General features: G+C 69.0%; 23 protein-coding genes and 2 pseudogenes. 15 read left to right on the forward strand and 10 right to left on the reverse strand.

Features of this window, described 5'->3' with window-relative positions:
• Positions 1–4 precede the first annotated feature (4 nt).
• The 5 genes from IF00_RS0123235 to ligD all read right to left on the reverse strand — a co-directional run bounded on the left by IF00_RS0123235 (position 5) and on the right by ligD (position 6,820).
• Positions 5–1,279 (reverse strand): sensor histidine kinase, encoded by a 1,275-nt coding sequence (locus tag IF00_RS0123235; protein WP_030321000.1) that lies wholly within the window; start codon positions 1,277–1,279, stop codon positions 5–7.
• Positions 1,276–2,064 carry a hypothetical protein gene (locus IF00_RS0123240; protein ID WP_030321001.1) on the reverse strand — a complete coding sequence of 263 codons (789 nt, stop codon included), beginning with the start codon at positions 2,062–2,064 and terminating at the stop codon, positions 1,276–1,278. Before IF00_RS0123240 ends, IF00_RS0123235 begins: the two co-directional genes overlap by 4 nt.
• A gap of 316 nt (positions 2,065–2,380) precedes the next feature.
• On the reverse strand, positions 2,381–4,513 hold the full coding sequence (locus tag IF00_RS0123245) for a hypothetical protein (RefSeq protein ID WP_030321003.1): 2,133 nt from the start codon (positions 4,511–4,513) through the stop codon (positions 2,381–2,383).
• 188 nt (positions 4,514–4,701) lie between these two features.
• Complete coding sequence (locus IF00_RS0123250; protein ID WP_051820579.1) at positions 4,702–5,562, reverse strand: ATP-dependent DNA ligase; 861 nt, start codon at positions 5,560–5,562, stop codon at positions 4,702–4,704.
• Between the two features lie 361 nt (positions 5,563–5,923).
• Entirely contained in the window at positions 5,924–6,820 is an 897-nt protein-coding gene (gene ligD / locus IF00_RS0123255) for a non-homologous end-joining DNA ligase (RefSeq protein WP_030321006.1), read from the reverse strand.
• A 73-nt stretch (positions 6,821–6,893) separates the two neighbouring features.
• Between ligD and ku the strand changes: the two genes are divergently transcribed.
• Positions 6,894–7,958: a non-homologous end joining protein Ku gene (gene ku / locus IF00_RS0123260; RefSeq protein ID WP_030321008.1), complete on the forward strand. Its 1,065-nt coding sequence runs from the start codon at positions 6,894–6,896 to the stop codon at positions 7,956–7,958.
• Between the two features lie 163 nt (positions 7,959–8,121).
• On the opposite strand, the gene IF00_RS0123265 is transcribed toward ku, so the two are convergent.
• On the reverse strand, positions 8,122–9,816 hold the full coding sequence (locus tag IF00_RS0123265; RefSeq protein WP_051820580.1) for an AAA family ATPase: 1,695 nt from the start codon (positions 9,814–9,816) through the stop codon (positions 8,122–8,124).
• 622 nt (positions 9,817–10,438) lie between these two features.
• Positions 10,439–11,476, reverse strand: a complete 1,038-nt coding sequence (locus IF00_RS45750; protein WP_158710515.1) for a hypothetical protein — start codon at positions 11,474–11,476, stop codon at positions 10,439–10,441.
• Positions 11,477–11,912: 436 nt separating this feature from the next.
• On the opposite strand from IF00_RS45750, the pseudogene IF00_RS0123270 reads away from it, so the two are divergent.
• Positions 11,913–12,524: pseudogene (locus tag IF00_RS0123270) on the forward strand (tyrosine-type recombinase/integrase); the annotation flags it as partial.
• Between the two features lie 76 nt (positions 12,525–12,600).
• Positions 12,601–13,493, forward strand: a pseudogene (locus IF00_RS43965) (nuclease-related domain-containing protein).
• A gap of 341 nt (positions 13,494–13,834) precedes the next feature.
• Here IF00_RS43965 and IF00_RS0123280 read toward each other — a convergent pair.
• Positions 13,835–15,070, reverse strand: a complete 1,236-nt coding sequence (locus IF00_RS0123280) for a restriction endonuclease (RefSeq protein WP_245234611.1) — start codon at positions 15,068–15,070, stop codon at positions 13,835–13,837.
• 234 nt (positions 15,071–15,304) lie between these two features.
• Between IF00_RS0123280 and IF00_RS0123285 the strand changes: the two genes are divergently transcribed.
• Positions 15,305–17,293, forward strand: coding sequence for an ATP-binding protein (locus IF00_RS0123285; protein WP_030321019.1), 1,989 nt, complete (start codon positions 15,305–15,307; stop codon positions 17,291–17,293).
• Positions 17,294–17,844: 551 nt separating this feature from the next.
• Here IF00_RS0123285 and IF00_RS0123290 read toward each other — a convergent pair.
• On the reverse strand, positions 17,845–18,657 hold the full coding sequence (locus tag IF00_RS0123290) for a protein phosphatase 2C domain-containing protein (RefSeq protein WP_030321021.1): 813 nt from the start codon (positions 18,655–18,657) through the stop codon (positions 17,845–17,847).
• A gap of 1 nt (position 18,658) precedes the next feature.
• Positions 18,659–19,495: a hypothetical protein gene (locus IF00_RS0123295; protein WP_030321022.1), complete on the reverse strand. Its 837-nt coding sequence runs from the start codon at positions 19,493–19,495 to the stop codon at positions 18,659–18,661.
• Between the two features lie 166 nt (positions 19,496–19,661).
• Here IF00_RS0123295 and IF00_RS0123300 point away from each other — a divergent pair, with 166 nt between their 5' ends.
• From IF00_RS0123300 to repSA, 11 genes are all read left to right on the forward strand, one after another.
• Positions 19,662–19,994 (forward strand): SCO3933 family regulatory protein, encoded by a 333-nt coding sequence (locus tag IF00_RS0123300; protein ID WP_030321024.1) that lies wholly within the window; start codon positions 19,662–19,664, stop codon positions 19,992–19,994.
• Positions 19,995–19,996: 2 nt separating this feature from the next.
• Complete coding sequence (locus IF00_RS0123305; protein ID WP_030321026.1) at positions 19,997–21,346, forward strand: FtsK/SpoIIIE domain-containing protein; 1,350 nt, start codon at positions 19,997–19,999, stop codon at positions 21,344–21,346.
• A gap of 80 nt (positions 21,347–21,426) precedes the next feature.
• Positions 21,427–21,618, forward strand: coding sequence for a hypothetical protein (locus tag IF00_RS0123310; RefSeq protein WP_030321032.1), 192 nt, complete (start codon positions 21,427–21,429; stop codon positions 21,616–21,618).
• 20 nt (positions 21,619–21,638) lie between these two features.
• The gene (locus IF00_RS0123315; protein WP_030321035.1) at positions 21,639–22,319 is read left to right on the forward strand and encodes a DUF2637 domain-containing protein; all 681 of its coding nucleotides are present in this window, start codon (positions 21,639–21,641) and stop codon (positions 22,317–22,319) included.
• 20 nt (positions 22,320–22,339) lie between these two features.
• Positions 22,340–22,528 carry a mobile element transfer protein gene (locus IF00_RS0123320; RefSeq protein WP_030321037.1) on the forward strand — a complete coding sequence of 63 codons (189 nt, stop codon included), beginning with the start codon at positions 22,340–22,342 and terminating at the stop codon, positions 22,526–22,528.
• An 18-nt stretch (positions 22,529–22,546) separates the two neighbouring features.
• Positions 22,547–22,702 (forward strand): hypothetical protein, encoded by a 156-nt coding sequence (locus tag IF00_RS45125; RefSeq protein WP_106975866.1) that lies wholly within the window; start codon positions 22,547–22,549, stop codon positions 22,700–22,702.
• A 13-nt stretch (positions 22,703–22,715) separates the two neighbouring features.
• The gene (locus IF00_RS0123330) at positions 22,716–23,027 is read left to right on the forward strand and encodes a hypothetical protein (RefSeq protein ID WP_030321038.1); all 312 of its coding nucleotides are present in this window, start codon (positions 22,716–22,718) and stop codon (positions 23,025–23,027) included.
• A 5-nt stretch (positions 23,028–23,032) separates the two neighbouring features.
• A complete protein-coding gene (locus IF00_RS0123335) occupies positions 23,033–23,581 on the forward strand; it encodes a GGDEF domain-containing protein (RefSeq protein ID WP_030321040.1) in 549 nt (182 codons plus the stop codon).
• Between the two features lie 95 nt (positions 23,582–23,676).
• Complete coding sequence (locus IF00_RS41520) at positions 23,677–23,868, forward strand: hypothetical protein (protein WP_037638859.1); 192 nt, start codon at positions 23,677–23,679, stop codon at positions 23,866–23,868.
• A 50-nt stretch (positions 23,869–23,918) separates the two neighbouring features.
• On the forward strand, positions 23,919–24,560 hold the full coding sequence (locus IF00_RS0123345; protein ID WP_245234616.1) for a DNA methylase: 642 nt from the start codon (positions 23,919–23,921) through the stop codon (positions 24,558–24,560).
• Complete coding sequence (repSA, locus tag IF00_RS0123350; RefSeq protein WP_030321043.1) at positions 24,557–25,960, forward strand: replication initiator protein RepSA; 1,404 nt, start codon at positions 24,557–24,559, stop codon at positions 25,958–25,960. The genes IF00_RS0123345 and repSA overlap by 4 nt, the downstream gene beginning before the upstream one ends.
• The last annotated feature ends 1 nt before the right edge of the window (position 25,961 follow it).

Raw genomic sequence — 25,961 nt, forward strand, 5'->3', positions numbered from 1 at the left:
GCCGTCAGTCGTCCGGCGTCGTGTCCACGAGGCTCACGTACTCCGGCAGTCGCAGCCGGGCCTCGGCGCCCTCGCCGTCGGCGGCGCGCGCGAAGACGAGCTCGGCGCCGATCACCTCCGCCTGCCCCACCGCGATCGTCAGCCCGAGGCCGTGCCCCTTGCCCCCGCTCTCGGTGCGGAACCGCTGCGGCCCCGACTCCAGCAGATACGCGGGATAGCCGGGCCCGTGGTCCCGTACGGACACCACGGGGCCGTCCACCGTCAGCACCACCGGCGGAGCGCCGTGCTTGTGCGCGTTGGCGATCAGATTGCCGAGCACCCGCTCCAGACGCCGCCGGTCCGTCTCCACCGTCGTGTCCCGCACGACCCGTACCTCGGTCGCGGTGCCCGAGGCGCGCACCACCCGCTCGGCGAGCGGACCGAGTTCGTGCACGGCCAGGTCGACGGTCTCGTTGCGGGCGTCGAGCCGCGAGATCTCCAGGAGGTCCTCGGTCAGCCCGCGCATCGCCCGCACCCTGTCCCGTACGAGCTCCGACGGCCGTCCCTCCGGCAGCAGCTCGGCCGCCGCGGAGAGCCCGGTGAGCGGAGTGCGCAGCTCGTGCGCCACGTCGGCGGTGAACCGCTGCTCGCTCTGCAGCTTGCTCTGCAGCGAGGAGGCCATCGTGTCGAGCGCCCCGGACACCGTGGCCACCTCGTCCTGGGGGCGCGAGGAGTCCTTCGTGCGGGGGTCGTCGACGCGCGCGTCGAGATCGCCCGCGCTGATCCGGCGGGCCACCTGGGCGGTGAGGTGCAGCCGCCGGGTGACCCGGGTGACGGCGAAGACGCCCACGAGCAGCGTCGCCCCGATCGCGAGGACGGAGGAGCCGAGGATCGAGCGGTCGAGCGCGTCGATCGTCTCGGCGCTCTGGGTGTAGTCGAGGCGTACGGCGAGGGCGCGGCCGTCCGCCGGGCCCGCCGCCCACATCGTCGGCCTGCCCCGGTCGTCGGCGACCACCGTGCCGCGCTCGCCCCGGACGGCGAGCGCGTGGAGGGAGGGCGGGAGCCCGGGCGGGTCGACCCCGGCGAACCGGGGGAGCGGTTCGCCGGCCTCGTAGAGCCGGGTGACGTCGGTGAGCCGCGCGAGGGCCTTCTCCCGCGAGTCGTTCACGGTCTGACCGGTCACCGACACATGGACGAGGACGCCGAGCAGCGCGGCCAGGGCGCAGCACATCACCGCGATGAAGACCGCGGCCTTCCAGGTGAGGGTCGCGGTCCAGGCGGGCAGCCGGGGCGCCCTCACGGGCTCGGCTCGGCGGGAACGGCCACGTCGGGCGGGACCGGGAGGGGTGTCGAGCCCGGGGTCGGCGTCGGGCTGACCAGGCGGGGCGCGGGGACGGTCGGGGGCGCGGTGCGGCCGGGCTTCACGCGGACGATCTCGTCGCGGGTGGGCAGCATGCTGTGCTGCTGCTCGTCCCAGGACCAGGCGGTGCGGTACTCGTACCCGGGGATGCCCGCGGAACTGACCCGCATGATCAGGTCACGGCCCGCCAGCTCCACGCTGATGACCTGGTCGACGGTGGACATGATGCGGGTGAGCCCGCCGTTCTCCGCGAGGTAGACGCGCACGCCGACCTGCTGGTCCGGCATCCGGATCCCGACGATCAGCTCGTCCCGGCCGTTCCCGGTGAGGTCCCGGTAGTACGGCCGCATGACGGGGCACGCGGCCGGTGCGGTGTCGCAGGTCTCGATGGCGCGGGCGGTCTCCTCGTAGAGCCCGTCGCCGCCGCTGTACGTGCCGGGGTGGGCGCGCACCTCGGCGGCGACCACCGCGACGGCGTCGACGGTGTGGACGTCGTTGTCGGTGACCTTGATGCCGGGGACGCGCTCGGTGTCGGACTCCCCGTAGTCGACCGGCGGATCCGTGGCGGGCGGCAGATCGGGCCAGAGGCGTACGGGCCCGACGGCGGTGGGTGTGGACCCGGCGCTCTGGAGCCCGCCCTCGTTGCGTCCGCAGCCGACGGCGCCGCCGAGTACGAGGGCACACAGGACACCGGCGGCGGCGAGCTGCACTCCGCGCGGTCTCACGCTGCTCCTCGTACGGGTCGGTCGGTGGGGCGGCCGGGGTGGCCCGGGGCCGGGGCGCCGGGCGGCGGAACCGGTCCGGGCCCGCTTCCAGTAGACCTTATTCGGAGGGAAGTCCTTTTTGTCTACTCATAGGCCCGGCCGGTTCGGCAGCGGGCCCGGTCGGTCCGGCACCGCTCACTGTCCCACCGCCCGGAACCGCCCGCCCCACCGGCCGGGTACTCCGCCACCCCTGGCCCGGGACTCCACCGCCCACCGGCCTGAGGCTCCACGGCTCCGCCGACCGGACTCCACAGCCCCACCGGCGGGGCTGTGGAGCCTAGAACGCGCCCCGCTCCATCCTCGCGAGGGCCGCCCGGCACACGGTCAGAAGCTTCTCGTCGAGGTGGATGTCATGGCTGCCGGAGGCGCCCTCGCGGGCGTTGTGACGGCGCCGTCGGGTCAGCTCGGTGAGGACCACCAGCTGCGCCTCCGATGCGGCCGGGCCCATCTCCGCCAGGCACTCGGCCACGTCCACGCGCGCGTGCCGGTTCTCCTCCCAGGCCGCGAGCAGCACCGGCAGCGCCGCCGCCGCGTCCCCGGACACCCGCCACAGGGCCGCGGCACTGCGGACCCGTACCCACAGGTCCCGCGCGCCCAGACCCGGTCCGAGGGCGTGGGCAGTCGAGGCGGCGGCCGGGCCGATCTCACCGAGGGCCTGGGCGGCCGAGCACCAGTCCGCGCCCGAGGCGCCAGGCCGGAGCCACCGCTCCAGCGCGGTCAGGACCTCACCCAGATCACCCTCGGCCGCCCACAGGGCGCGCGCCGCCGCCGTGGAGACGGTGGCCGAGTCGACGGCGAGGAGCCCGCGCATGTCCGGAACGGCCTCCTGGGCCGCGGGCCCGAACGCCGCCAGGGTCCGTAGCGCGGACTCGCGCACCCAGTCGCGCCGGTTCGCGGGCGCGCCGCGCAGTACCCGCAGGACCTCCGGCACCGCCTGGGAGCCTCGTACCGCGGCGAGGGCGTAGAGCAGGGGCGCCGCCCGGTCGTACAGCCGCTCGTCGAGCTCGACCTCGGCGAGCCGGCGCCGCAGCAGCGGGGCCAGCATGGCGGCGGAGGGCCCGAGACCGTCCATCGCGTACAGCAGCTCGCGCCGCACCTCGCGCTCCTCCAGGGCGCGGGCGAGCAGCGGGACGGCGCGGGTGTCCCCGGCGCGGGCGAGCGCGAGGAGGGCGCCGTCGCGCCCGGACCGTCCGACGAAGCCCGCCTGAGGGCTGCCATTGATGTTGCCGCCGCTGCCGCTCGCCTGGGCAGGGCCGGTGCCGGTGCCCACGGCGAGGCGGGCGGCGAGCGCGTCGGCGGCGGGTGCGCCCAGCTCGAAGAGACGCTCCAGGAACGAGGTCGCGGCCTCCCGGAGTCGTGGCTCGGGGTCGTTGAGCTGGTCGCCGACGAGCCGGACGACCTCCTCGTACCGACCCCGCCAGATCCGTATCAACCCGCCGCACAGCCAGATCGCGTCCGAGCGCTGGCCCCAGTCGGGGCTCCGCAGCTGCGCCAGGATGAGAGCGATGCGGTCGTCGACCCGGTCGTCGAGCGCCGCGTGCAGGGTCCGGAGCAGCTCCTCCGTCCAGGGAGCGGGGCGCCCGGCGGCGTGCTCCTCCAGGAGCTCGCGGACCTGCCCGATGAGGGTCGGTGTCGCGGCGCGCTCGGTGCCGGGCACGGCCGGTGCCAGCGCCGAGGTCCTGATCTCCTCCAGGAGTCCCGTCACCCACGGCACGATGTCGTCGGGGATGTCGCCGGGCGCGCAGCGCGCCCGCTGGGCGAGGGCCGCGAGCCGGAGCCCGGGGTCCTGGGCGGCGCGGGCGAGCCAGTCGAGCCAGTCGACGGTCTCGGTGCGCAGCGACGCGTGGCGCAGGGCGATCCGCCCGACGGCGGCGACCAGGGCGAGCCGCACCTCGGTGTCCCGCTCGACGGTGAGCCGCTCCCGCAGCAGGGTCAGCACCCGCGCGGGCTCGGGGTGCAGCGAGGCGAGCGCGCAGGGCGCGGCGAGCCGCACCTCCGGGTCGGGGTCGGAGACGAGCCCGAGGAAGACGTCGGCGCCGGCGGCGATCGCGGCGGCGGCCATCGCGTAGTTGGCGGCGGGGATGAACTCCTCCTCGTCGGGGTCGAGTTCGTCCAGTTCCTCGTCGTCGTCGAGCTCGATCCCGCCGATGCTGGTGAGCAGCTCGACGATGCAGCCGCGGTCCTGGACGGCGGGGTCGGCGACGAGTTCGAGGAGGAAGGGGATGCAGGCGAGGGTGGAGTCGTAGACATCGCCCTGGTGGTGCACGGCCCCGTACATGCCGTCGAGGGCCGTCTCCCGCTCGGCGGGATCGGCGGAGGCGAGTCCGCGGAGCAGCTCCGGCACGTCGTCCGCGGGGCCGTACGCGTGCCCCAGCGAGGCCCAGTCGACCTCCTCGATCCCCGTCAGCATGTGCCAGGCCGCCTTCCCCGTGAGCCCTGTACCAGGCAGCAAGTGTGCACCACGGGACAGGCAGCAAGGCCTTACCGACAACACCGGGCGCGCGTAGACCCCCAGTTGCGGTCTCTTTGCGCCATGTGCGGTACGCAGTGGGGCAGTTGCACTCAGTGCCCACCCCGGAAACAGGGTCCCCCGGCCGCCTACCCCTCGGACCGGACGCGGACGAAGGTCGCGTTCTCCTGCCGCTGCCGCACGGCGAGCTGCCGCAGTTCGACGGGGAGCGGCGGGTCGATCCACCGCACCGGACCGTGCTCGGGGTCCTGGGCGAGCGGCCCCGCGCGATCCCCGGCCAGGGCGCCGACCTCACGCGACTGCGCCGGGGTGAGCCGGGGCGAGGTGGAGACCGTACGACCGTCCGCGAGACGTACGACCAGGGCCCGGGGGCGATCGGGCGGGCCGACGACACCGAGCAGCACGCCGTCGCTCGTCTCCATGTGCCGGATCTTCCGCCAGGCCCAGGTGGAGCCGGCCCGATAGGTGGAGGTCAGGGACTTCGCGACGATCCCCTCGACGCCCGCGTCCCGCAGATCGCGGAACCATTCGCGGGCGGTCTCCTCGTCCCGGGTGGCGAGCACCCGCTGGAGCGGCGGCTCGGCGTCGAGCAGGGCCGTACCGAGCAGCTCCCACCGGTCGCGGAGCGGCAGTGCCCGTACGTCGCGCCCCGGGACCGCGAGCAGGTCGAACGCGATGTACGAGACCGGAACGCCGGCCCGCGCCCGGTCGGCGGGGGAACGCAGCAGGTCGGTGAAGCTCAGCCGCCCCTCCCGGTAGGCGCACAGCTCGCCGTCGAGGACGATCCCGGGCGGCAGCTGGTCACGCAGGTGCGCGGCGATCCCGGGGAACTCGGGGGCCAGGTCGCGACGGGAACGCGACTGGAGGACGACCTTCCCGTCGCCGAGGACGAAGGCGAGCGCGCGGAAGCCGTCGAGCTTGAGCGAGTACTGGAGCTCCCTGGGCGGACTTCCCTGCGCGGGGATCTCGTCGGCGGAGCGGGGCCTCATGACGTCGACGGGCGGAAGAAGCACGAGGTCGTGGGCCCCGGGGCGAGGGTCGGCCCCGGGACCGAGGTCGCGGCGGGGTCGAGGGCGGGGGCGGGAGCCGCGGCCGGAGGCGGGTTCGGGGTCAGAGCCAAGGTCGGAGCCGTGGCCGGGGGCGGGACCGCGATCGGGGCCGCTGCCGGGGCGAGGCGGCTCGGCGCGACCGTGGCCCGGAGTGCCACCGGCTGCGGGCGCGCCCCGGCCGGGGGCCCCGCCGGGGGTGCCGCCAAGCCCGCCCGGAGCGCCGCCACCGGCGCTCGCGGCGGCACCACGCCCGCCCCGGGCGTGCGCCCCTGCCCCGTTCACGACGCGTCCCCGGCCCGGTTCACGGCACGTCCCCCGCCCGCTCGGGCGCGAAAAGTGGCGCGAGGAGCTCCCCGTACCGCTCAAGACGTGGCGCGATGTCATCCATGAGGAGGACGAGGGACTCGGGGTCCGCGGTGGCCCCGGCGCACTCCTCGACCTCCTCCCACGTGACGGGCGCGGACACCATGGGGAGGGGCCGCGCCCGCAGGGTGTAGGGGGTGGCGGTGGTCTTCGCGGCGGCGTTCTGGCTGTGGTCGACGAAGACCTTCCCGGGCCGCAGCGCCCGGGCCATCCGGTGCACCACGAGCCGCGGCAGGGCGGCCTCCGCCTCCACGGCGAGCTTGCGCGCGTACGCCGAGACGAGCGGGGACGGGGTGGGCACCACCGGGACGAGCAGGTGCAGCCCCTTGGAGCCGGAGGTCTTGGCGAAGGCGTCGAGACCGTCCGCGGCGAGCCGTTCGCGCAGGTGGAGGGCGACGCGGCAGCACTCGACGACCGTCGCGGGCGGCCCGGGGTCGAGGTCGAACACGAGCCGGTCGGCGACGGCGGGGGAGGCCGCCCGCCACTGGGGCGTGTGGAACTCCACGACGAGGTTCGCGGCCCACATCAGCGAGGCGAGGTCCTCGACGACCACCTGCCGGGCCCGGGGGGCCTCGGAGCGCGGCACGGGGGTGGTCCTCACCCAGGAGGGTGTGCCGGGCGGCGGATTCTTCGTGAAGAAGAGCTGCCCCTCGGGACCGTCCGGATAGCGCAGGAAGGACACCGGGCGATCGCGCAGATGCGGCAGGATCGCGGCTCCGACGGTCGCGTAGTAGTGGAGCAGCTCGCCCTTGGTGGTGCCGGTGACCGGGTGGAGCACCTTGTCCAGGTTGCTGAGCGCCAGGCGCCGTCCCTCCACCTCTGTGAGAGGCGTCATACGATGAGAATCCCACGATTACGGACAAATCGGGGACGACGAAACGTCCTGATCCGACCCGAAGGGAACATCTGTGCGATCCATCTGGAACGGCGCCATATCCTTCGGCCTGGTCAGCATCCCGATCAAGCTGGTGAACGCCACCGAGAGCCGGTCCGTCTCCTTCCGGCAGATCCACACCGAGGACGGCGGCCGCGTCCGCTACAAGAAGGTGTGCGAGCTCGACGGCGAGGAGGTCCCGCAGGCGGAGATCGGCAAGGCCTACGAGGACGCCGACGGGACCATGATCCCGATCACCGAGGAGGACCTGGCCTCGCTGCCGCTCCCCACCGCGAAGACGATCGAGATCGTCGCCTTCGTACCGGCCGGTGACATCGACCCGCTGCAGATGGACGCCGCGTACTACCTCTCGGCGAACGGCGTCCCGGCGGCCAAGCCGTACACCCTGCTCCGCGAGGCGCTGAAGCGCAGCGAGAAGGTGGCCGTGGCCAAGTACGCCCTCAGGGGACGGGAACGCCTGGGGATGCTCCGCGTCGTGGACGACGTGATCGCCATGCACGGCCTGCTCTGGCCGGACGAGATCCGCGCACCGGAGGGCGTGGCCCCGGAGAACCCGGTGAGCGTACGGGACGCCGAACTCGACCTGGCGGACGCCCTGATGGCCACCCTGGGCGAGGTCGACATGAGCACCCTGCACGACGACTACCGCACCGCGGTCGAGGAGATGATCGCGGCGAAGGCGGAGGGCGGCGAGGGAGTCGCACCCCCGGCCGCGGGCGAGGAGCCCGGCGGCGGCCAGGTCATCGACCTGATGGCCGCCCTGGAGAACAGCGTGAGGGCGGCGAAGGAGGCCAGGGGCGAGCCGGAGAAGGGGAAGAGGGAGGCGGAGGTCACCCAGCTGAAGCCACGGGCGCGTACGCCGAAGGCGACGGACGCGAAGAAGTCCACGTCGAAGACGACGGCGAAGAAGACGGCGGCGCCGGCGCGCAAGTCCACGTCGAAGACGGCGGCGAAGAAGACGACGGCGAAGAGCGCGGCGACGAAGAGCACGGCGACGAAGAAGACGACGACGAAGAAGACAGCGACGGCGAAGAAGACGACGGCGAAGAAGGCGACCCCACGCAAGCGCACGGCGTAGGGGCGGCCGCCTCGCGCGAGCGCACGGCGTAGGGGCGGCGGCCTCAGGCAAGCGCACGGCGCAAGGCGCACTCGGGTGTCCACGGGCCGCCGGCACCCTGCCCACACCCTGCCCGCTCCCCGCCCGTACACCGCCCACACCCCGCCCAACGGGTGCCCGGGTGTCATCTGGAAGGAGCGCCGCCGGCGGAACGCAACTCCTCGTACGCGGTGTTGACGTCGGCGACGCGCACGGTGACGAGGTCGTCCCGGCTGGGGGTCGCGCTCCCGCCGTGGGTGTCGTAGAGGCGCAGGTCGCGTGAGGAGGCGGCCTTGCGGCAGAGCTCACGGGCGAGCCGCCCGTTGCCCAGCCGGTCGACGAGCCCGTCCTGTACGACGCTCCGGAAGTGGGAGTGGAGGACGGCGGCGGCGTCCTCGTCCACGACGTCGCCCTGGGCCTCCAGAACGCCGTGGGCGATCCGGAGGAGTTCCGCCGCCGAGTACGAGGGGAAGTCGATCCGCGTACTGAAACGGGAGGTGAGGCCGGGGTTCGTGGAAAGGAGCTCGGCCATCTCGTCCGGATATCCGGCCAGGATGACCACGAGCTGGTCGCGGTCGTCCTCGGCCCGCTTGAGCAGCACCTGAAGGGCTTCCTTGCCGAAGGCGTCGCCGCCGGAGTAACCGGTGTTGTGGAGCGCGTAGGCCTCGTCGACGAAGAGGACGCCACCGAGGGCGGAGTCGACGACGGCTTTCGTCTTCATGGCCGACGACCCGAGGTGTTCGCCCACGAGGTCGACCCGCGAGGTCTCGACGAGCGTCCCCGTCGCCAGCATGCCGAGCCCGGCGAAGATGTCGCCGATGATGCGGGCCACGGTCGTCTTGCCCGTGCCCGGGGGACCGGCGAAGACGAAGTGCTGCGGCCCGGCGGTCGTCGGCAGGCCCTGCTCCCTGCGGACGGTGGCCATCCGCAGCTGGGCGACGAGGGTCCGCACCTGCCGTTTGACCGGTTCGAGCCCGATCATCCGGTCGAGCCGCGCGAGCGCCTCGTCGAGCCGCCGGTCCGCGGCGGTGGCGGTGGCCCCCTCCCCGGAAGGCGCGGCGGAGGCGGCCGCCCCCTCCGGGGCGGCGGCGGGGACCTGAACGGGCACATGGGCCTGCGCGCGCTGGGCGACGTCGGCGAGGCCGGGGAAGCAGCGGAAGGCGTACTGGAAGTGGCGCAGCGCCTCCCGGCCGTCGCCGACACCCTCCTGGGCGAGCCCGCGCAGGTAGGCGACCTCGCCGTCGAACCTCCCGCCACGGCCCAGCACCCGGGGGAGGGGCGCCACGGTGTTGAGGACCTCGTGGAAGACGCGCTGGCGGGCGAGCGCGTACCCGACGTACAGCTGGGCCTCGTCGCGCAGGAAGGGTGCCTGGATGCCCCGCGAGAACTCCAGGACCTGCGGCCAGTTCTGCTTGAGGTAGGCGTAACGGGTGCAGAGGAACCGCGTCTCGTCACAGTCGAGAACGGCGGTGAGAAGAGCCGGCTCGGCCTCGTCGACGCGCCCCGAGGAGAGCTGCTGCGCCATGCCGGCGAGCCAGAGATCGCGCGAGGTCTCCAGCCGGAAGGTGACGTAGACGCCGAGGTCGAACTGCGAACGGACGGTCAGCGCACACGTGTTCCGCAGCGCGCCGAAGGAATGCCGGTACCGCCCCATGGCTTCGACGGCCTCGGCCTGGGACCGCCCTGTCGCATGCAGCCCCAACCAGGCGTCGGCGGCCGTGGGGTCGTACTCCAGAACCTCGGTGAACCGAACGGCGGCGGCATCGAACTGCCCGAGCCGAAGCAGCGCGACCCCCTCACGCCACGCTCGCTCGACCTTCCTGGCGGTACGCCTGGACACGGACTCTCCCGTCACAGTTCCCCCCGACCTAGGCCCCCCGGCCGTCCTCGACGCCGAAGCCGCCGGAATCACCCAGCGACACCTGACGGCCCATCAACCAACACCCCGAAAGGCGAACCGGTCAAAGCGTAATACCGCCCTGACCTCCACGGCACGGCACGGCACGGCAGGGCAGGGCAAGTCCGAGGAGAGGCCCGCCGCTACGGATCCACCCGACTGAGCGGCTCGACCGATCACGGTGCCCCACCCGACGGAACCACGGACAGGCGATAGCTGCCCCTACGTCACGTGGCGATCCCTTGTCGACGATGGAGCCGGGGCTGGGGGCGGGGATCGCGTGTGCTGTCGGCGCCGTTCCCAACAAGGCGACCGCGCCGAGCGCTGCGGTGATCACGGCGGATGCCGAGCCTTTCTAGGCGCCGCACACGCCCGCACATACAACAAGACCCCGTCCTCAGCGTTTCCGCTGTTGACGGGGTCTGTGTGGCACTCCTTGCGAAGTGCCCCCGGCAGGATTGTGGTCTTCCCCGGGTCTACTCTCGCCGCGTTGAGCGCCAATCCAAACTCGCACGCATGTGAATGCCGCCGATGAATCCATGCCCTGCCTCGCCAGAGCAGGATTCTATGGGCGTTGAATTCCGCGAACCGAGTCTAGAATTTCCAAGCCTCGACGCGCATTGCTTCCATAAATTACGGATACAGCGAGGATGCCCATGGCCCCAACCACAGACGTGACCGCCGCGTCGGGAAGGTCTAGGAAAGTTACAAGCAAAACAGAGCCACTCAGCATCAGGGCCGTTAGGGCCATCTTGAGGGGTTCAAAATCCCGCGAGCGGGCTGGCGAGAGGCTCCCCACCTCGGTCTCCGAGAGTAGCTCGCCGATTTTCCCTACCGAGTGCGCATTAGCCACCTTGGTGAGCGTCTCCGCAAGAGTAGTGAGAGCGGACCTGACATCCACGTCAATCCCTCTCTCCTGCTCCTGAAGTTTGGCGATAACCTGCAAATGATGCGTATGAAGGGGGATTCTACGGTGAGAGCTTCTCGTTATGGTTTTGTTAAATCGAGTAATCAGTGCAACCTCTTTATGGATTTCACGAAGCTCGCTACTCAAGCCACGGAGGAGGATCTGCTGTTTTGCGCTTCCCGGCGCCTTCTGGTATGCGCGCGCGGCATAATCTATCGCATTAGAAACATGATGCACTAGAACGTACTTCCTTGAGGGTGACCTCCAGAAGTGCTTAAATGAAAATATCGTAACGAAGTAGATGAGAAGCGCAGCTGCCACAATAGAAATGATGCCAATGAGAAGTACCATGAAAGCCATGGAAACGGCTGCAGAGAAGGCTATAGGGTTTGCCTCCTTGGCTAGACTCCACCACTCGTTCAGGTTGTCCGCCGGTATCGCTACGTCAATGGGAGGATTCCGCATGGCCCGTACGACGGTTTCAACCCAATCTAGGTAAATCCGGAGCACCAAGGTCGGAATGAAGAAGAACATGAAGAGGTTGAAAAGGGATCTGCCGAACCACATGCGGGTTGCGTGATAGCGGCGAATCATTGTTCGCGTGGGCCCCGTTACTCCGATCGCGACTCCTAGGGTCGTCAAGTTCGAGCGGAGATTAAGGATCTCATCATCTGCCTTTTCTCGGGGTGTTGGCATGGGTCGCCTCCTGGGTCTTTTGCGGTATAACTGCCTGTCGCATTGGGTTGGCGTGCAATCGCCCGCTGCAAATTGACCGTAGATGTGCTCGATTACTCGCCGCCGCTAGTCGGCATTGTCATGAAGCTGGACCCTTGCTTGATGTCTGGCTTTTCGTCGTTGCGCGCTAGTAATGCGACTTTTGCTCTATCCGGTTATAAAGGCTGTCCGTCAGCTTCCCGAAAATATCCGTCACGTATTCCACTGCTCTCAGGTGTCCAACACCCGGGTGGTTCGCAGAAGATTAGCCACTCCGGAGGGCCGTGCGGCGGGTTTTGCGTGAGCTTCGTTCCGACCTGCCACCCTCGCCTCAACTCCCATCCCGTCTGCCGTCGACCCACACGCTGTGGAGCAGGCGCGGTGCCGGGCGTCCAGGTGGAGCGCGCCACTGGACCGTGCAGCCATGTACTTCGGTGGGCTTCGTCCGGCCGAAGCCGTCGGCCTGGTCGAGACGGACTTGGACCTTCCCTCGCAGGGTTGGGGCTCGGCCCTTCTTCATCGGACTCGTCCGTCGGTCGGCAGGCAGTGGACGGATTCGGGAGAGACCCACGACGACAGCGGGCTGAAGAACCGCCCGAATGAGGACGTCCGCAGGGTGCCCATACCGCCGCACCTGGTCGCCGTTCTCCGTGAGCACCTGACCACCTTCGGCACGGCGGACGACGGGCGCCTGTTCTTCAGTGAGAAGGGCTCGGTAGTGCCATCCTCGACCTACTACCGCGTGTGGCAGGAGGCCCGGCTCCTCGCGCTTCCGCCGGCCGTCGCCGCCTCGCCGCTCGCGAGTCGGCCGTACGACCTTCGGCACTCGGCGCTGTCGACCTGGCTGAACGCGGGCGTCGATGCGTCGGCCGTGCGCCCCTCGGCGAGGAAGGTGCGGGCCAGACTGAAGGTTGCGGAGCGCGCCGGCAACAGCGTGGAGGTCCTGCTGACCCGATACGCGAAGTGCCTCGACGGGCGCCAGGACGTCGCCAACCGGCGCATTGAGGATCTTCTTCGCGAGTACGAGTGAAGCATCCCGCACCACCCCAGAGAGGCTCCGGGCATCTTGTCCGGGGCCTCACTCGTTTTCAGCCCTACCCGCTGCAATGCTGCGAGCTGAGAGCGGACGAGGGGGGCTCGTGGAGCTGAAAGTCACGCGCTGGAAGCGGTACGGACATGATCGCCTGTACGCGAATCTGCCCGATGGCACTGCGGTCGGTTGGGCGGACGTGACACGGGGGACATCACCGTCCTGGCTGCCGAGTATCGCGATGACGTGATCGCCCTGCTGACAGACCACTTACGGGAGATCTCCGCGCGGGTCTCGCCACGGGAGCCGGCATCGCGGGCTGAAGCCCGTCCGGTACTGCCGCCTCTGCTGCCGACCGACGACCTGTCCGCCAACCGCCCCGGTGAAGCCCTTCGTGACCTGCTCGACAAGTCCGGCCCGGGTCTCATGGAGCGTGTTGTCTCACGACTCCTGCGGCGCCCCAGCAAGTGGGACTCGTGGCGGAAAGGACTGGCGGGGGGAGAAGCGCGTGGGAGGCGTGCTGAACCGCCTGGAGCGGCACGGCTGGCGGGTCCTGCACTCCATTCCCCTGGGCGAACGTGTGGACGTCGACCACTTGCTGATCGGCCCTGGAGGAGTGTTCAGCATCAACACGAAGCACCACCACGACAAGGCCGTATGGGTCGGCGACGACGCAGTGAAGGTCAATCACGGCAAGCCGGCGCCCTACGTCCGCAAGAGCCGAGCTGAGGCCAAGCGTGTGGTCCGGGTGCTTGAGCACTACTGCGGTTTCCCTGTACCGGTTGAACCGGTGTCCTCGTCTTCGTCGGCGTCACCGATCTCAAGGTGGTCGCCACGCAACTCAGCGTCCGGGTGTACCAGGAGCGCCAAGTCGCTGCTCTGGCGCCGCTCTCGGGGGTGCTGACGGCCGAGCAGGTCGAGCAGGTCTACAGCGTCGCTCGCCATCGCCAGGCATGGAACAAGGCTTGAGCCGTGCCTCGGTGGGGCGTTGGTCGTCTCCAGGAGCACCGCGGGCAGGCTCCTCGGCGCGGCCGATACCTCAGAGGTCTGCCTGCAGGCTGATGCGGCCTCTCGTCTCCTCGTGCACCTCACCTGCGGCGATGGCCCAAGATCCCGTCCACGCCTCGTCCACAGACCCCGACATACGGCTGCTCCGAGCCGCACACGCCCGCACATACAACAAGACCCCGTCCTCAGCGTTTCCGCTGTTGACGGGGTCTGTGTGGCACTCCTTGCGAAGTGCCCCCGGCAGGATTGCAAGCCCATGGATGTCCCCTGCCTGTCCGCGAATAGACCGCGACCGTCAGAGCTCACTCAAGGAGGATCTCCTCCGGCCTGCGGTTCGTGATCACAGTTTCCTGCCCAGCGAGTATGTGTTCAATGCACGCCGTCAGGTCGCCGCCGTGGTCGTCCCTAGCCATAGCTCTGAGTTCACGCACCAGTTCTGATCCGTTGATCAGAACGATCGGGTACTGGTCCTCGACCATCTCGGTCTGTGCGGGCTCCGAGTACGCCCCGGTAGTGACGTAGACGCCGATCCACCCTCGCCGGAGCCGCGCCACGACGCGAGCGATCTGTTCCGCGGTGACGAGCGTGTCGAGCTTCACACACTTGGCCTGCCCCAGCACCACGAGGTTCGTGCCGGCCAAGCCGCTTCCCAGATCGATGCGACCCACAAAATCGGCGCCGCCGTCTCCTGAGCGCCGCGTCAACCATCCTTCGACGTAGCTATGCCCGGATCCTCGCAGGACACGAGCCGCCACCGCGGACGCCAGGGCTTCGAAATCGTGCTTGCGGCCGTCGAAGTGCTTGTAGATCAGTTCAAGGTCGGCATGTTCACTGCTACCAGGCTTAGGCCGCTGGTCGCGAACCTTGCTGACCTTGGCACGAGCGACACGACGTCGTAGCCGTGGCAGCGCTGAGATGCCGTGCTTCACCCATTCCCGCCACGCCGTGGGCGCGAGCTGGACGGCCTCGGCGTCTGTGACGGTCTCGTCCCTACGGGCTTCGATCCACTCCCAGGCGACCTCATCGCCCTCAACTGCTAGATCGAGAAGTGCAATGTCGTAGACATAGTTCACGAACGTGGTGTGGTCACTTCCACCCCACTGAACGAGCCGTTCGGTCCGTTCAATGACACCAAGCCCGCAGAACTCAACGTGCCCCTTGGGTTGCCCGTTTCGAGAGACCGACCGGAAGAGCAGCAGTGGTGTCGCCGCGGCTCGCGCTTCGGGCGTACGACCCTGGTGGCCATCGAAGGCGTCAAGCAGGGTGGCATTGCCGGTGGTCGTGCCCGGAGCCATGCTTAGGCCGGCCTTGTGATCCCCGAAGTACCGGACGTGCCCGTTGTCCATGTCGAACACGTCGTGCCACGGCGTCTGTTCGGTCCCTGCCTTCCAAGGGCTGGACCGGATGAAGATGGCTGGCCTGCGGGCGCCGCCGAGGGCTGAGACCTTCGCCATCCCGTTGATGCCACGCTCGAGCAACGCCCGCTTCCGCCCCGGGGAGAAGGTCACGTGGTGGAAGTTTGGGTAGCCGTCCAGCACCTGCGGTAGGGGGTCCTTTCCGCTGGCGTAGCGGTAGACCTGCCCTACGCGAAACCTGCCGCCCAACAGAACCTCCGTGTCTAGTCTTTGAGGATCTTGTCACGCGGCCAGGCCGTGTCATATAGCTAGGGCGAGACTCGGCGTGCGGGGGCGGGGAGCGCTCCTTGGCGAGATCGGGTGGCCAGAAGGCGCTGGCGGAAAACAGCGTCCTCAGACAGGAAGAAGTTGAATACGGTGACAACTGAAGCGGCCAAGCTGTACATCGCGTTCCATGGTCGAGTGATCGAGCACCTTGGAATCGACATGTATCAATCCCCGGTCGCCGCAATTGCCGAACTCGTCTCGAACTCCTGGGATGCTGACGCTCGACGCGTGACGGTCAGCTTGCCGGATGACATTTCAGCAGACGCCGAGATCGTAATCTCGGACACTGGGGAGGGGATGTCCCTTAAGCAGTGTCAGGATCGATACCTGAAGGTTGGCTACAATCGCCGGAAGGATCGGCAATCGGAGTTCACTGTTGGTGGCCGTCCGGTCATGGGGCGCAAGGGGATTGGAAAGTTCGCAGGATTCGGAATCGCGAATCTTGTCGTCGTCGACACAGTGAGTCGAGAGACGGGAGAGCGGACGGTTTTTAAGCTCGACGTTGCTCGCCTCACGGGAGAATCCGACGGATATGCCAGCGAAACCCGCCTCGATGTGGAGGTAGTCGATTACTCTGGCCCGAATGAGTCCATGAGGAAGGATGGCGGCACGACCATCTATCTCCGTAATCTAACGCTCAAGAAGCGACCGAATAGTGATCAGTTTCGGTTGAGCATGGCGCGACGTTTTCTCCTGCTAGAGCGTTCGGACGAGTTTGAAGTATTGGTGGATGGCAAGCCGATCGCAGATGAGGGGGATGTGGAGAAGATTCAGTTCTCTTTCCCTGCTGACTACGCCGAGGGTGAAGCGCCGGCTGGTCTGACCCTCGACGGAGGCTGGGGAGTCGAGCGGCTCTCCAATGGAGAAAAGATTCGCTGGCAGTTTCATTTCTACCGGGACCCGATCCATGAGGAAGAGCTGGCAGGCATCTCGATCTTCAGTCATCATAAACTCTCTCAGCGCCCCTTCTTCTTCAATCTGAGTGGCGGAATTGGAGGGCAGCAAGGTACGAGTTACCTGTCAGGTCGAATCGAGGCCGACTTCATTGATGATCAAGAGAAAGATTTGATCTCGACGGAACGGCAGCGGATCAACTGGGAGGCGGACGCGGCTCTCCCTCTGGCTGCGTGGGGTCAGGATCGAGTGAAGGCCCTTCTGAGGATCTGGCAAGATCGGCGCGCCGAGTCGAAGGTGAAGGCGATGAACGCCAGGATTGAGCCTTTCTCGCAGCGCCTCGGAAAGCTTGAGAGGCATGAGCGAAAGATTGTGAATCGCGCCTTGACATCGCTTGCCAGGGTCGCCGTAATTTCAGACGAGCAGTTCGAGGATTTGGCTAATGCCATCTTGAGCGCATGGGAAGGAGGTCGACTTCGCGACTTGATCGATGATCTCGGCCAGACCGGCGAGATGGATGCCGACGCACTTGTCAGAATTTTGATTGAATCCCGAGCGATGAACGCGCTTCATGCGGCGGAGCGCGTCAAGATCCAACTGAATCTTCTTGAAGGCCTTGAGCAGCGCATCAAGAATCGCGAACTTGAGAATGCTGTGCGAGATTACATCGCGGAGAATCCGTGGATGATCTCGCCGGAGTGGGATACTTTTAAGGTCGAGAAGAGCCTTGAAAACCTGATGAAGATGGTCGGGGAGACGTCCCTTGACACTTTGGAAGGATGGAAGGGGCGAGTGGATCTGGTGCTCTGTTCTGGACATCAGCTTCTTGTGATTGAATTTATGCGTCCCGGAGTCACGGCCGACTGGGATCACGTCGGCCGGTTCGAGCGCTACATTTTCTCCCTTCGAGAAGCGATAATTGCGAATCGAGGTGGAGATTTCACGTCGGTGACTGGTCTGATGGTGGCAGACAGATTGGAGAGGCCGGCAGGGTTTACTGAGAAGCTTGCTGGGCTGCGTAGGCAGGGAATGGATGCGACCGATTGGGCTGGTCTTCTCGGAAAGGCGAGGTCGCAATGGCAGGAATATTTCGACATCCTTTTTGATCGAGCACCTGAGGACGGTCGAATGCAGGCGCTGGCAGGTGCAGGAACCACCTCAACCGAGTCGAGCGAGGACCAGTAGCCGGGCGTTTTGGCAGGCCGGGTCGTCTGCTGTCTAGATGACCCTCCTTCCCCGGAGGGCAGTGTGATCGGCAAACCCAGCTGAAAGACCGCTCCATGCCCGCTAGCCATGCCCCCAGCTCCCATCCCGTCTGCCGTCGACCCACACGTATGTGGAGCGGGCGCGGTGCCGGGCGTCCAGGTGGAGCGCGCCACTGTACGAACGACCTGGACGCCCGGTGCCGTGTCTGCTCGGCTCTGCCTGGGTCGATGGCAGGCGGGATGGGAGCCCCCACCTTCACCACGATGCTGCCGGCAGACGCCCACGACCCCCTACATCCCGGAGCCTGAGCGCCCCCGCCGGAGGCATTGCTCTGACCCGCACCTTGGGCACTCGCCCCGGCTGCCCCGGGTTCGTCACCCATCAACCCGAGCTGTTAGGCGTGCGGACGGCGGTCGGGCTGGAGCGGGGCGGAGACAGGAGCGCAGGCCCGGGCGACGGGCCGCGCGCGCCGCGCTGTGCGCGGCGGGTGCCTTGATGAGGTAGAGAAATCTGTAACAACTCCACCGTGCCTATGGGCGGATGTGCGCGATTGTGGCGTCGTCGTACTGCTTGCTTCGTGGCCATTGGCTGAGGCTGGGGTCGGATGCTTCCGCTTCGCGGACCTGCCGGAGCACTCCCTCGGGGCCACTGTGCCTCAGTAGGCCCATGTAGCCCTGCCAGTCGGTTGAGTGGAACGTCGTCACCAGTCGTCCAGCACCGTCGGTCAGAAGTGCTACGCCCTCGACCCGGGCCACGGTCTCTGAGCCGGTGAGTGCCTGGCTTGCTGCCGTCGGGTCGGCTGCCGCCACCCAGTAACCGCCCTGAGTATTGCGCTGGCTGCGCTCTTCTCGAACCAAGGCTTCATGGGCCCGCTGCCGCTCAGGCGACCCTGAGGCTGCCCTGGCGAGAGCTTCACGGGCTCGAGGCGCCACGTGGACAAGGCGATCGTCCGTTGCGGCTGTCACTGTGCCGTCGCTCTGGACGAGAACTGTGCAGTCTCCGAGTACGAGCCACTCGACGACGTCGCCTCGCACGCGGGCCACCGACACCGTTGCGGATGGAGACAGCGGACCATCGACCGCGCAGGTGTCCCGGTGCTTGTTCGTCGTCGACTCGATCGCCGTCGCCAGGCAAACGGCGAGGGGCTTGTCTGCCCGGACTGCCTCTGCATGCAGGAATGTCCCCAGCTGCTCCACGTACCAAGCGACTCCATGCCGGCACCCCGACTGCATGCCGGGTGCCATCCCGGCGCCGTCCAGAACCACGGCCGCGGTGGAGTCGAAGAGCACGAAGTCCTCATTCGTACCCCCAGGGCGGGGGTAGCTGGCGGCGTCGACGAGCACGTCAGGTGGTCTCGTGGATCAGGACATCGCTCAGCACCCGGCTACTGCTGATCGTCTTGGTGTTCGGGTCGTAGTCCGCTGCGATGGCCATGGAGAACGGGGCCGTGCCCACCTGCTTGTAGAGATCGGCGACGTTCTCGGAGAGGAAGTGAGCCACGCCTAGCGAACCGACTGCATGGACGCCGGCGATGAGCAGGAAGTTCCCCTGCCCGTCAGGCCTCGGCAGTCTGCCGAGATAGGCGACATCCGTCGGTGAGGGCTTCTCGGGGTCGTCGGTAGGGGAGGTGTGTACGGTGCCGGCGCCTCGCTCGATCAGGGCCCAGCGCCCATCTGGCAAGGTCTCGAAAGCTAGCCGTGGGTCCTTGCCCAATGCTTCGGCGGTGACAGGTGAAGTTTTCGGTCCACAGACGACCAGCAGGTCGTCACGGTTGAGGTCGATCTCGCCGGAGGTCGGGATGTAGCCGAGGTCTCCTTCGAGTTGCAGACGATGTGCCAAGGCCAACAGTTTCTGTCCCGTGGAGCTGTCTTCGAGCGCCACGTAATCTCGCTCGCCCGGCCGCATGGGAACGAGTACCTGAGCGTGCTCGGTACCGAGGAATGCGCGCTCCGGAGGGGGGCCGGCATCGCGGAGCTGTGCCACGCGCGCCCGGCTGACGCCCATCATCTTGGCCACGTCGGCCATGGAGTGCCCGTTGTCGCGAAGCCAAGCGATGCTCTCCTTGCGCATGCGAGAAGTCTCGACGACGGCGGCTTGCAGGTCCCCCATCAGCTCCACGGCGGCCTTCACGCGGAGCGCGTGATCTTGCATGGCGGCGACCCGCCGCACTTCTTCAATCACGGCGAACACCTCGCGGAACCGGACATTGGGCTGACTTCATACCCACATGTTAAGGGGGGCTTGACATCCCGCACCAGTCGCGTGCATCTTGGCTGCTAACCCCCCCTTAGCAGTACTGGGGTTCCGACGCTCGGGCTGTTAAGCCCCCCTTACCGGGAGAGTGAAGATGCCGTCCTTCAAGATCGACCTTTCGACCGCTGTGGTGTTCGTGGCCACGGCTCCCACGCCGAAGCTCGTGAGCAAGCAGACCGGTGAGCGCGCGATGGACCGGGAGACCGGTGCCGGGCTGTCCACGGTGGGCCTGCTGATTTCGGACGAGGGGGAGGGCAACCTCTACCAGGTGACCGTCCCGGAGACCGGTCTCCCCGACGGGCTCGCGCCGGGTATGCCGGTGTCGGTGATCGGGCTCAAGGCCCGGGACTGGGAGAACACGTTCAACGGGCAGACCCGTCACGGCATCTCGTTCCGCGCGGTCGCGGTCACCCAGGTCGGGGTCTGACGATGACGGATCTGTCGACGTTATGGGAGGTCGGCCTCCCGCTCGCCGGGGCCGGTGGCGGTCTCGGGTACGCGAAGGTCCGCGCGCCGCGTGTGTTCTGGTCGCTGGCGGGTCTGCCGGTGGCCACCGTGCGGTTCGCGGTGACGTACCGGTCGACGATGGACGTGTGCGGGCTGACGGTTCAGCCGTCCCGTCTGCGGGCGTTCATGGTCCGCAACGTCGCCCGCCGCCCCGACGTCCAGCCGGTGCCGCCGAAGGTCCGCCGGGTGCGGGCCTCCTCGACCGGCCTGCGGGTCACCCTCCGACTCCCCGCCGGTCTGGAGCCCGCCGACGTGATGGCGGCCTCCGAGCGGCTGCGGCACGCCTGGGGCGTCCACTCCGTCCACGTGACCGAGACCAAGCCGGGGTTCGTCGAACTGAGGATGACCGGCTACAACGTCCTGCGGCAGGTGAAGATGCCGCGCAACCTTCCGGTCGGCCCGATGAGCGTTCCGGTCGCATTGCGGGAGGACGGCACCGCGTTCGTCCGCGACTATCTCAAGGTCCCGCACGCGTTGACCCTGGGCGCGAACCAGTCGGGCAAGTCGATGTACCAGCGCAACCTGATCGCCGGACTCGCACGCCTCCGGGTCGCCTTGGTCGGTATCGACTGCAAGCGGGGAGTCGAGCAGCAGCGCTACGCGCCCCGCCTGTCCGCGCTCGCTATCACGCCCGAAGAGGCGTCGGGGCTCTTGGACGCGCTCGTGGAAGAGATGGAGGACCGGTTCGACCTGCTGAGCGACCACGGCGCCGCTGACGTGTGGGAACTCCCCGACGTCGTCCGCCCGGTGCCGGTCGTGCTGCTGGTGGATGAGGTCGCGGAGCTGTTCCTCGTGGCGACGAAGAAGGATGAGGAACGGCGGGACCGGATGGTCACGCAGCTGATCCGGCTCGGGCAGATGGCTCGCGCGGCCGGCATGTTCCTGGAGGTTTGCGGGCAGCGCTTCGGCTCCGACCTCGGCAAGGGCGCCACCGCACTGCGGGCCCAGCTCACCGGACGCGTAGTGCACCGGGTCAACGACAAGCAGACCGCCGAAATGGGGCTCGGCGACATCGCCCCGGACGCGGTCGTCGCCGTGACATCGATCCCGCCCGACCTGCCGGGCCTCGCAGTGGCCGGTGACACCTCCGGCGGCTGGTCCCGCATCCGCACCCCCGAGCTGACTACGGCCGACGCCGCTGCCATCTGCTCCGAGCACGCCCACCTCACCCCGGACGTCCCGCGATTCGGCCCCTTCCGGCCGACCGTTCCCGCCGTCGTCGGGTCGGCCGGGCCCGTCCCGCTGGTGAAGCCGATCCCGGCAACCAGCTGAGTCTCTCCCTTCTCGGTTGGAGTGACCGTCTCACGCCAGGTCCCTACCCGACCCATGCCTGAAGCCGAAAGGGAACCGCCATGACCAGCGTGAAGAAGACACCCGCCCCGCGCCGGGGCTCGCCCAAGCTCCCGCCCGCTCCGCCGCCCTGCGGCACCTGCGCCGGCACCGGAGAGACCACGACGGCTGTCCTCGTCGGGCGCAAGAACCGGGCGATCGACGCCACGCAGACCGGACTTTGCCCGGACTGCTTCGGCACCGGCACCACCTGACCCAGGAAGGAGGTGACCCGGTGTTCCGCACCCTCCGCCTCGATGCAGTGCTCATCCAAGCCGTCATCGCCGGTGCCCTGTCCTTCGCCCACCTGCACGACCTCGCGGCCGCGGCCGGGCAGGACGGATGGAAGGCCTGGGCATACCCGGTCTCCGTCGATCTGCTCTTGGTCGCTGCCTGGCGCCGGATGCGCAAAGACGGCGGCAACCGTGACGCCTGGCTCTGGTTCGCCATCGCCCTCATCGCATCACTCGGCGCCAACGTCGCCACCGCCGGACTCCTGGACATGAACGACGTCCCCGACTGGCTGCGCATCCTCGTCGCCGGGTGGCCCGCCCTCGCCTTCCTTGGCGGCACCCTCCTCGCCCACGCGCACACCCCCGAGCCCGAACCTGCGGCTGAGCCTGACCTCGAACCCGCCGCGCCGGACCTTGTCGTCGAGCGTGTCCCGGACCCGTCTCCCGAGCTTCCGCCGGCCGAACCTGCCGCACAGGAAACGCCGTCGACACCCGAGGTCACGCCGGAACCTGTCACCCCGGCGCCCGCGGCTTCGGTCCCGCCCGCGCTGCTCGACCACGCCCGGAAGATCGCGGACGCCCATCACGCCCAGACCGGTGCCCCGATCGACGCGGCCACCCTCCGCGCCCGCCTCGGCATCCCCGCACCCCTCGCGGACTCCATCGCCCTCCAACTCGCCTGACCAGACAGGAGGCAAGACCCGTGCGCCCGAACCGCTTCCACCACGTCATCAAGATCGGCCCGGTCCAGGTCGGCACCCACCACGACGGCCGCGGCCGGACCAAGCACACCGCCGTGTGCACCGCCCCGCGCTGCGACTTCTCCGCCGACTACAACACCCGCGCCGCCGCCGAACTCGCCGCGAGCACCCACCGCTGCAACCCCCGCTGACCCGAAGGAGAACGCGTCATGGACGTCCCGCTCTGGCTCGCCCTGATCGTCGTCGGCGGCCTCGGCATCAAGCTCATCCGCCCGCCCTGGTGGCTCGTCGCCGTCCTCCTCCTCGGCGGCTACCTCCTCGCCGACAGCCTTCTCGCACCCCTCATCGACACCACGATCAAGTAGGGAGAACCCCGTCATGCTCCAGCCCCGCATCCCGGTCAACCCGCTCCCGACCGGCATCGTCACACCGCCCATCCAGCCCGCCCCCGTGACCGACGTCGAGCCGGTCCAGGCCCCCGCCCCGGCACCGGTCGCCCCGGCCCGGACCACGGTCCAGCTCACCCCCGGCAGCGCGCTCGCCCTCGCCGCCGGCGGTGGCGCCGTCGTCCTGGTCGTCGGCGCCGTCCTGGTCTCCATGCTCCTCGCGGTCGCCATCACCGGCGTCTCCGTCGCCCTGATCGCCGTCGTCCTGCGCCTTGTCGTCCGCGACATGCAGAAGGGCCGGTGACCACCATGGACACGCAGACGATCGCCGCGGCTGGCTTACCGGCCCTCGGCTGGGCCCTGCACGGCGGACTGCTCTGGCGCCGCCTGGCCACCGCCCGCCGCGACCCCCTCACCGGCCTCCACACCCGAGCCGGATGGACCACCCGCGCCGAACACCTCCTGGCCAAGCACGCGAGCGCACTCGTCCTCCTGATCGACCTCGACGACTTCAAGGCCATCAACGACACCCACGGCCACGCCGCCGGAGACGCCGTCCTCACCGCCACCGCCCAGCGTCTGGCCGACTGGTGCGGCCGTCACGGGATCGCCGCCCGCCTCGGTGGAGACGAGTTCGCCGCCATCGTCACCGACCCCGCCCACACCGCCGGCCCCTTCGCGCTGCGGATCGCCCTCGACGCGCCGGTCCGCCACCACGGTCACGTCCTGCCGGTCTCGGCCTCGGTTGGCCGCTGCCACCGCGACCAGCTGCCGGTCCCCACGCTCACCGACGCGCTCTCGGCCGCCGATGCGGCGATGTACGCGTCCAAGGGCCACGGCAGGCGCAACACACGCTAAGGGGCACCCGGGACGGCCTAGGTCGCCAAACTTCCGCCGCCCCGGGCGCCTTCAACCCCTCCCAGATCCACCGGACCCGAAAGGGAAAGCCCATCATGTCCCAGACCACCCTGACCGCGCGCGTCTGCCGCGACTGCGACGGCTTCGCCACCGCCACCATCACCACCGGCTTCGCCGACGTCGACGGCACCCGGGGCACCGTCCGGGTCAACTGCCCCACCTGCCGGGGCCTCGGCCACACCGTCCCCGCCCTGCGCACCACCCGCGCCGTACGAGGTGCCGCGTGAACGCCACGCCCCGGGTCCTGGACCTGTTCTCCTGTGCCGGCGGCGGCGCCATGGGGTACCACCGCGCCGGGTTCGCGGTCGACGGCTGCGACATCGCCGACCGCCCCCGCTACCCCTTCGCCTACCACCGCGGCGACGCCCTCGACTATCTCGCGGGTCTGATCGCCTCGGGAGAGATCGAGCGGTACACCCTCGTCCACGCCTCCCCGCCCTGCCAGGCCGGCTGCGCCGTCACGGTCGGCACGAACGCTTCCCGGGGCTGGGGCGGCACCCACGTCGACCTCGTCGCCCCGACCCGCGAACTCCTCGACACCTCCGGCCTGCCGTACGTGATCGAGCAGCCCAACGGCCGGGCCGCGATCCGCAAGGACCTCACCCTGTGCGGCGAGATGTTCGGCCTCGGCGTCCTGCGGCACCGCAACTTCGAACTCGGCCGCTGGGCCACCACCAAGCCGGCCCACTCCCGCCACCGCGGCTACGTACGCGGCCACCGCCACGGCATCCGCCGCGAAGGCCCCTACGTCGCCGCATACGGCAAGGGCGGCGGCAAGGCCACCGTGCCCGAGATGCAGGACGCCATGGACATCACCTGGACCGACGTCCACGAAGAACTCACCGAGGCCATCCCTCCCGCCTACACCCGCTGGATCGGCACCGCCTTCATGACCGCGCGACAGGAGGTCCTGGCGTGACCGACTCCGCCATCGCGGCGGGCCTGGACCCGGCCACCCTGAGCGACCTGCTCCGGCTGGCCGGGTCTCCCGGCTTCGACCGCCTCACCGAACAACTCCGCCGCACCGGCGGCTGCACCGCCCCCATCCGCCTCACCGGCGGGACCAAGCTGCTCGATCCCGCCACCCGTACGGTCCTGCACGCCTACAACACCGACGCCGAACCCGGCGGCGTCCTCCGCGTCGCCTGCGGCAACCGCCGCGCCTCACGCTGCCTCTCCTGCGCCTGGACCTACGCCGGAGACACCTACCACCTCATCCGCGCCGGACTCGTCGGCAACCCCGACAAGGGCACCCCCGAGACGATCCGCGACCACCCCCGCGTCTTCGCTACCCTCACCGCCCCGTCCTTCGGCCCCGTCCACAACCGGCCCGGTACCCGGCCCTGCCGCTGCGGCAAGCAGCACCAGGATGACGCGCCCGAACTCGGGACACCGCTCGACCCGACCACCTACGACTACGCGGCCGCGGTGCTCTGGAACAACCACGCCTCCGAGCTGTGGCGCTACTTCACCATCTACCTCCGCCGCGAGATCGCCGCCCGCGCCGGCCTCACCCAGAAAGCCGCCCGCGAACAGTCCCGCGTCTCCTTCGGCAAGGTTGCCGAGTACCAGAAGCGCGGCGCCGTCCACTTTCACGCCGTCATCCGCTTCGACGGCCCGGACGGACCCCACACCCCGCCCCCGCACTGGGCCACCCTCGGCCTCCTCACCGACGCCATCCAGGCTGCGGCCGCCCGCGTCCAGGTTGTCGTCCCGGCCGCCCCCGCGCACGGCGTCGCTCAGGACCTCACGCTCACGTGGGGCACTCAGCTCGACGTCCAGCCCATTGGCGCCTTCGGCCAGGGCGAGGACCTCACCGAACAGGCCGTCGCCGCCTACGTCGCCAAGTACGCCACGAAGGCTGCCGAGACGACCGGATCCGTCGACCACCGCGTGGGCAACAAGGAAGCCTTGATCCTCCTCGACGTCCCCGAGCACCCCCGGCGCCTGATGGAAGCCTGCATGGACCTCGATGCGGCCTACCCGGACCGACGTCTCCGCGCCTGGGCGCACATGCTCGGCTTCCGCGGCCACTTCTCGACCAAATCCCGTGCCTACTCCACCACCCTCGGCGCCTTACGCCAGGTCCGCGCCGACTACCGCGCGGCGCAGCAACGCACCGCCCTCGGCCTCCCCGACCCGGACGAGCACCCCGAGTCGACCCTCCTCGTCATAGCGCACTGGGCGTATGCCGGCCACGGCGCCACCCCGGGTGAGTCCTGGCTCGCCGCCAACATCCGCCGCGACATTCAGCACAACCGCGACCACGCCAGAGAGATCCGAACCGAACTAGAAGCACAGGGGGATGAGCTGCTGTGAC

This window comes from Streptomyces flavochromogenes (genome assembly GCF_000717595.1).
GTDB lineage: Bacteria > Actinomycetota > Actinomycetes > Streptomycetales > Streptomycetaceae > Streptomyces > Streptomyces flavochromogenes.

Coding starts and splice junctions, on each gene's coding strand:
- IF00_RS0123245 (WP_030321003.1), bottom strand. CDS start 4,513: ATGCTGACGGGGATCGAGGAGGTCGACTGGGCCTCGCTGGGGCACGCG.
- IF00_RS0123250 (WP_051820579.1), bottom strand. CDS start 5,562: ATGAGGCCCCGCTCCGCCGACGAGATCCCCGCGCAGGGAAGTCCGCCC.
- ligD (WP_030321006.1), bottom strand. CDS start 6,820: ATGACGCCTCTCACAGAGGTGGAGGGACGGCGCCTGGCGCTCAGCAAC.
- IF00_RS45750 (WP_158710515.1), bottom strand. CDS start 11,476: ATGCCAACACCCCGAGAAAAGGCAGATGATGAGATCCTTAATCTCCGC.
- IF00_RS0123300 (WP_030321024.1), top strand. CDS start 19,662: ATGCCGTCCTTCAAGATCGACCTTTCGACCGCTGTGGTGTTCGTGGCC.
- IF00_RS0123305 (WP_030321026.1), top strand. CDS start 19,997: ATGACGGATCTGTCGACGTTATGGGAGGTCGGCCTCCCGCTCGCCGGG.
- IF00_RS0123310 (WP_030321032.1), top strand. CDS start 21,427: ATGACCAGCGTGAAGAAGACACCCGCCCCGCGCCGGGGCTCGCCCAAG.
- IF00_RS45125 (WP_106975866.1), top strand. CDS start 22,547: ATGGACGTCCCGCTCTGGCTCGCCCTGATCGTCGTCGGCGGCCTCGGC.
- IF00_RS0123330 (WP_030321038.1), top strand. CDS start 22,716: ATGCTCCAGCCCCGCATCCCGGTCAACCCGCTCCCGACCGGCATCGTC.
- IF00_RS0123335 (WP_030321040.1), top strand. CDS start 23,033: ATGGACACGCAGACGATCGCCGCGGCTGGCTTACCGGCCCTCGGCTGG.
- IF00_RS41520 (WP_037638859.1), top strand. CDS start 23,677: ATGTCCCAGACCACCCTGACCGCGCGCGTCTGCCGCGACTGCGACGGC.
- IF00_RS0123345 (WP_245234616.1), top strand. CDS start 23,919: ATGGGGTACCACCGCGCCGGGTTCGCGGTCGACGGCTGCGACATCGCC.